4 protein-coding genes are annotated in these 4,874 nt (G+C 72.4%); all 4 read left to right on the top strand.

Translation table 11 applies throughout. The features are described from left to right. The first annotated feature begins 86 nt into the window (after positions 1-86). Positions 87-1,340 carry an endolytic transglycosylase MltG gene (gene mltG / locus ACFV4G_RS08715; RefSeq protein ID WP_380437969.1) on the top strand — a complete coding sequence of 418 codons (1,254 nt, stop codon included), beginning with the start codon at positions 87-89 and terminating at the stop codon, positions 1,338-1,340. Between the two features lie 150 nt (positions 1,341-1,490). Then, positions 1,491-3,395 (top strand): endolytic transglycosylase MltG, encoded by a 1,905-nt coding sequence (mltG, locus tag ACFV4G_RS08710; RefSeq protein WP_380437967.1) that lies wholly within the window; start codon positions 1,491-1,493, stop codon positions 3,393-3,395. A gap of 34 nt (positions 3,396-3,429) precedes the next feature. Continuing rightward, positions 3,430-4,260 (top strand): shikimate dehydrogenase, encoded by an 831-nt coding sequence (locus ACFV4G_RS08705; protein WP_380437965.1) that lies wholly within the window; start codon positions 3,430-3,432, stop codon positions 4,258-4,260. A gap of 210 nt (positions 4,261-4,470) precedes the next feature. After that, a partial coding sequence (locus ACFV4G_RS08700) for a chorismate synthase (RefSeq protein ID WP_380437963.1) occupies positions 4,471-4,874 on the top strand: 404 nt, incomplete at its 3' end.

Genomic DNA, 4,874 nt, shown 5'->3' with positions numbered 1-4,874 from the left:
ATACTGGGGGGCGGGGCGGGGGCGCGCCCGCCCGCCCCCCCCCGACCCCTCTCGTTTCTTCCGGGACCGACGAGGGGGCGCGCGCCATGACCGACCAGGACTTCCACCCGGGTCTCACGCCCGGCCATCTCGGTGCGCCGGTGCTGGAACCGGAGGGCCGTCCGCCGGGCGCGCCCCGTCCGCGCCCCGATGCACCGGATCCCCACCGATGGCGTAACGGACTGGCCTGCGGGCTCACCGCGCTCGCCCTGGTGGCCGTCTTCGGCGGGGCCGGGCTGGCCGGGTGGACCTGGGTGCAGGGCCAGCGCAAGCCGCCGGCCGCCGCCGACTACGCGGGGCAGGGCGCCGGGGACGTCCAGGTCTCGGTACCGGAGGGCGCGGGCCTGTCGCAGATCGCGTCGGCGCTGGTGCGCAACGGCGTCGTCGCCAGCTCGCTGGCCTTCACCCGGGCGGCCAAGGGCAGCGCGGCGGCGGCCGGGCGGATCCAGCCGGGCACGTACACGCTGAAGCAGAAGATGTCGGCCGCGGCGGCGCTGGCGATCCTGATCGACCCGGCCAACGCCAACGGCCTCACCATTCCCGAGGGCTGGCGCGGCTACCAGATCTTCACGGCGATCGACAAGAAGCTGAACCTCCCGGCCGGCACCACCCAGCGCACCGCGCAGGAGCAGGGCGCCGAGCTGGGCCTGCCGGACTTCGCCAACGGCAGCCCGGAGGGCTACCTCTTCCCCGCGACGTACAGCGTCACGGACGGGACCACCGCCGTCGACCTGCTGAAGCAGATGGTCGACCGGGCCGGCAAGGAGTACTCCCGGGACGACGCCAACGTCGTCGCCCAGACCCTCGGCCAGAGCCTGTACGGCCTGGTCACGGTGGCGAGCATGGTCCAGGGCGAGGCCGACAACTCCGAGGACATGAGCAAGGTCGCGCGGGTGATCTACAACCGGCTGGCCAGGAACATGCCGCTCCAGCTCGACTCGACGATCAACTACGCGCTCGGCCGCTCCACCCTGAACACCACGGTGACCGACACCCGGCTGGACTCGCCCTACAACACCTACCTGCACGCCGGGCTGCCGCCGTCGCCGATCTCCAACCCCGGGCGCCAGGCCGTCATGGCCGCGCTGGACCCGGCACCCGGCGACTGGCTGTACTTCGTCACCGTGAAGCCGGGCGACACCCGCTTCACCGACAGCTTCGACGTCCAGCAGCGCAACGTGGCGGACTTCAACGCCTACCGGGCGGCGCAGTCGAGCGCCTCGGCCGCGGCCTCCGGCACGCCCACCCCGGCGACGGCCTCCCAGCCGGGCGGAGCCCCGGCAGGTCAGGGCGGGCACTGACGGAGGTTTCGCCTTTACGGCGGTATGTCTGCGGTACGGTAACGTCTCCTCCCAGGCGTTGCGCTAGCACGCCGGTTCGAGAATCAGCCGGGACGCCGTCCCGCGCGGCCGGTCCGATCCGCCGGTCGTCTCCGTCGGGTAAGGGGATCAATGACCGATCTGGGTCGGGGCTACGGCCCCCAGGGCGCCGAGCCGTGGCACCCCGGTGATCCCGCCTACGGCGGACAGCAGGACGGCCAGTGGCAGCAGACGGCCCAGCAGCACATGGGCCAGCAGGGCTACCCGCAGCAGGAGCAGTACCAGCAGCAGATGGCCCAGCAGGGCATGGGTCAGCAGGGCATGGGCCAGCAGGGTTTCCAGGACCCGCAGGGCTTCCAGCAGCAGGGGTACGGCCAGGGCTACCCGGGCGGCCAGGAGCAGTACCAGCAGCAGGGGCAGTATCCCCAGCAGGGCCAGTACCCCCAGCAGGGGCAGTACCAGCAGCAGATGGGTCAGCAGGGCTTTCCGCAGCAGGGCGTCCCGCAACAGGGGCAGTATCCGCAGCAGCAGGGCCAGTATCCCCAGCAGGGCCAGCACCCGCAGCAGGGGCAGTACCAGCAGCAGATGCCGCAGGCCCCGATGCAGCAGGCCCCGGTGCAGCAGCAGACGCCCCCGCAGCAGATGCGGCCCCAGGCTCCGCAGCGGGCGGCGCAGCCCGTACCGCAGCAGGCCGAGCCCGTCTCCGGGCCCGGGCCGGACGGGATCGACTGGGAGGCCGAGGCCGCCGCGCTGGAGGCCGGTGCCGCTCCGGCGGCGGGGCACGAGCCCGCCGGGGAGGAGTGGGACGACCACTTCGAGGAGGGCCACTCCGACGACGGCCACCACGGGGACGGCGCGTACCCCGAGGAGGACGGCGAGATCGGGCAGGCCGGCTTCCTCGGCGAGGAGGACGTCTCCCGCGAGGCGCAGAAGAAGCGCAAGGAGAAGGGCAAGAAGTCGGGCCGCCGCAACAGCGGTGCCTGCCTGGTGGTCGCCCTCGTCCTGGTCGGGGCCATGGCCGGGGCCGGCTGGTGGGGCTACGGCTTCTACAAGGACCACTTCGGCCCGCCGCCGGACTTCGCGGGCGACGGCACCGGCTCCGTCCAGGTCGAGGTCAAGCCGGGCGCGGTCGGCGCGCAGGTCGGCCTCGCGCTCAAGAACGCCGGCGTGGTCAAGAGCGTCGACGCGTACAGCAAGGCCTGTGACGCCGAGCCGAAGTGCACGACCGTGCAGCCGGGCTTCTACACGCTGAAGAAGGAGATGCCGGCCGCCGACGCGCTCAAGGAACTCCTCGCGCAGGCGGGCGGCGCGGCGATCGTGTTCCCGGAGGGCAAGAACTCCTCCGAGATCTACGCCAAGATCGACGAGAAGCTGAAGCTGGCGCCCGGCACCACGGCGAACGTCGCCAAGACCCAGGTCAACACCTTCGGGCTGCCCGCGTACGCGCAGGGCAACGTCGAGGGCTTCCTGTGGCCGACGCGCTACAACATCGCCGACGGCATGAAGCCCGAGGACCTGCTCAAGCAGATGGTGAAGACCGCCACCGACAAGTACGCCAACCTGGACGGCCAGGCCGCCTCGGTGGGGCTGAAGAACGGCTACGAGGTGCTCATCGAGGCGAGCATCCTGCAGCGCGAGGGCAACAACCCGGCGGACTTCGCGAAGATGGCCAAGACCATCCAGAACCGCCTGGCCAACGAGCCCGAGACCCACCACCGCCTCGGCATGGACACCACGCTGCAGTACTCGCTGGGCCGCAAGGACCTCAACAAGCAGGACATGGACAACGCGTCCAACAAGTACAACACCTACCTCAACCCCGGCCTGCCGCCGACGCCGATCTCCAACCCCGGCGACGAGGCGATCAACGCGGTGCTGCACCCGGCGGACGGCAAGTGGCTGTACTTCATCGCGATGTCCCAGACCGAGACCCGCTTCGCCGAGACGGCCAAGGAGCACTACGCCAACGTCAAGGAGTACTGCCAGTCGGCCGGCCAGAACTTCGACGAGGCCCGCGGCCACTGCACCACCAAGTAGCCCGCACCGGTAACCCGCCCACGGAGAAGCTGCGTTGACCACCAAACACCGGGCCGCCGTCCTCGGCTCGCCGATCGCCCACTCGCTCTCGCCGGACCTGCACCGGGCCGCCTTCGCGGCGCTCGGGCTGGACGGCTGGCGCTACGACCGGTTCGAGCTGGACGAGGCCGCCCTGCCCGGCTTCGTCGCCGGGCTGGACGAGGCGCAGTGGGCGGGCCTGTCGCTGACCATGCCGCTGAAGCGGGCGGTCATCCCGCTGCTCGACGAGGTCAGCGCGACGGCGCGCGCGGTGGAGGCGGTGAACACGGTGGTGTTCACCGCCGACGGACGGCGCACCGGCGACAACACCGACGTCCGCGGCCTGGTGAACGCGCTGCGCGAGCGCGGCATCACCGAGGTGCCCGGCGCGGCGGTGCTGGGCGCGGGGGCCACGGCGTCCTCCGCGCTGGCCGCGCTGGCGCAGATCTGCACCGGCGAGGTGACGGTCTACGTGCGCAGTGCCGAGCGGGCCCGGGAGATGGCCGAGCTCGGCGAGCGGCTCGGCGTCGTCGTGCGCACGGCCGACTGGGAGCGCGGTGCCGAGGCGCTGGCGCAGCCGCTCACCGTCTCCACGACGCCGGTCGGCTCGACGGACGGGTTCGTCGCGGCGCTGCCCGCCGAGCCCGGGGCGCTGTTCGACGTGCTCTACCACCCCTGGCCGACGGCGCTGGCGGCCGAGTGCGCCGGGCGCGGGGCCACCGTCCTGGGCGGGCTCGACCTGCTCGTGCACCAGGCGGTGCTGCAGAGCGAGGCCTTCACGGGGCGGACGCCGGGGCCGCTCGCGGCGATGCGCGAGGCGGGGGAGAAGGCGCTCTCCGGGCGCTGAGGCGGCGGGTACGAGGCCGCCGCCCGGCTTGTCCCGGCCTGATCCGAAAGACACGCCCTCGTCCCGGTCGGTCCCGTCCGTCCCGCTGGGCGGCCGGTCGCCGTCCGTCACGCGGACCACGCCCCCGGGTGACCTCGGGACATGAAAGGATTCGGTCAGAAGGCACGCCCGGGGCGGCCCGTGGGCCGGCCCGCTGATGAAGGAGCTCCGTTGGGTACGTTGCGCTGGCTGACGGCGGGGGAGTCGCACGGCCCCGCACTGGTCGCGACGCTGGAGGGCCTGCCCGCTGGTGTACCGGTCACCACCGCCGTGGTGGCCGACGCGCTGGCGCGTCGCCGGCTCGGTTACGGTCGTGGCGCGCGGATGAAGTTCGAGCGGGACGAGGTGACGTTCCTCGGCGGTGTCCGGCACGGCCTGACCATGGGCAGCCCGGTGGCGGTCATGGTCGGCAACACGGAGTGGCCGAAGTGGGAGCAGGTCATGTCGGCCGACCCGGTCGATCCCGAGGTGCTGGCGGGGCTGGCCCGCAACGAGGCGCTGACCCGTCCGCGTCCGGGCCACGCCGATCTGGCGGGCATGCAGAAGTACTCGATCGAGGAGGCCCGTCCGATCCT

This window comes from Kitasatospora sp. NPDC059747 (assembly GCF_042732955.1).
In the GTDB taxonomy this organism is placed as follows: domain Bacteria; phylum Actinomycetota; class Actinomycetes; order Streptomycetales; family Streptomycetaceae; genus Kitasatospora.
The sequence above is the reverse complement of the archived record's forward strand: the minus strand, read 5'-3'. Positions and strand labels throughout refer to the sequence as shown.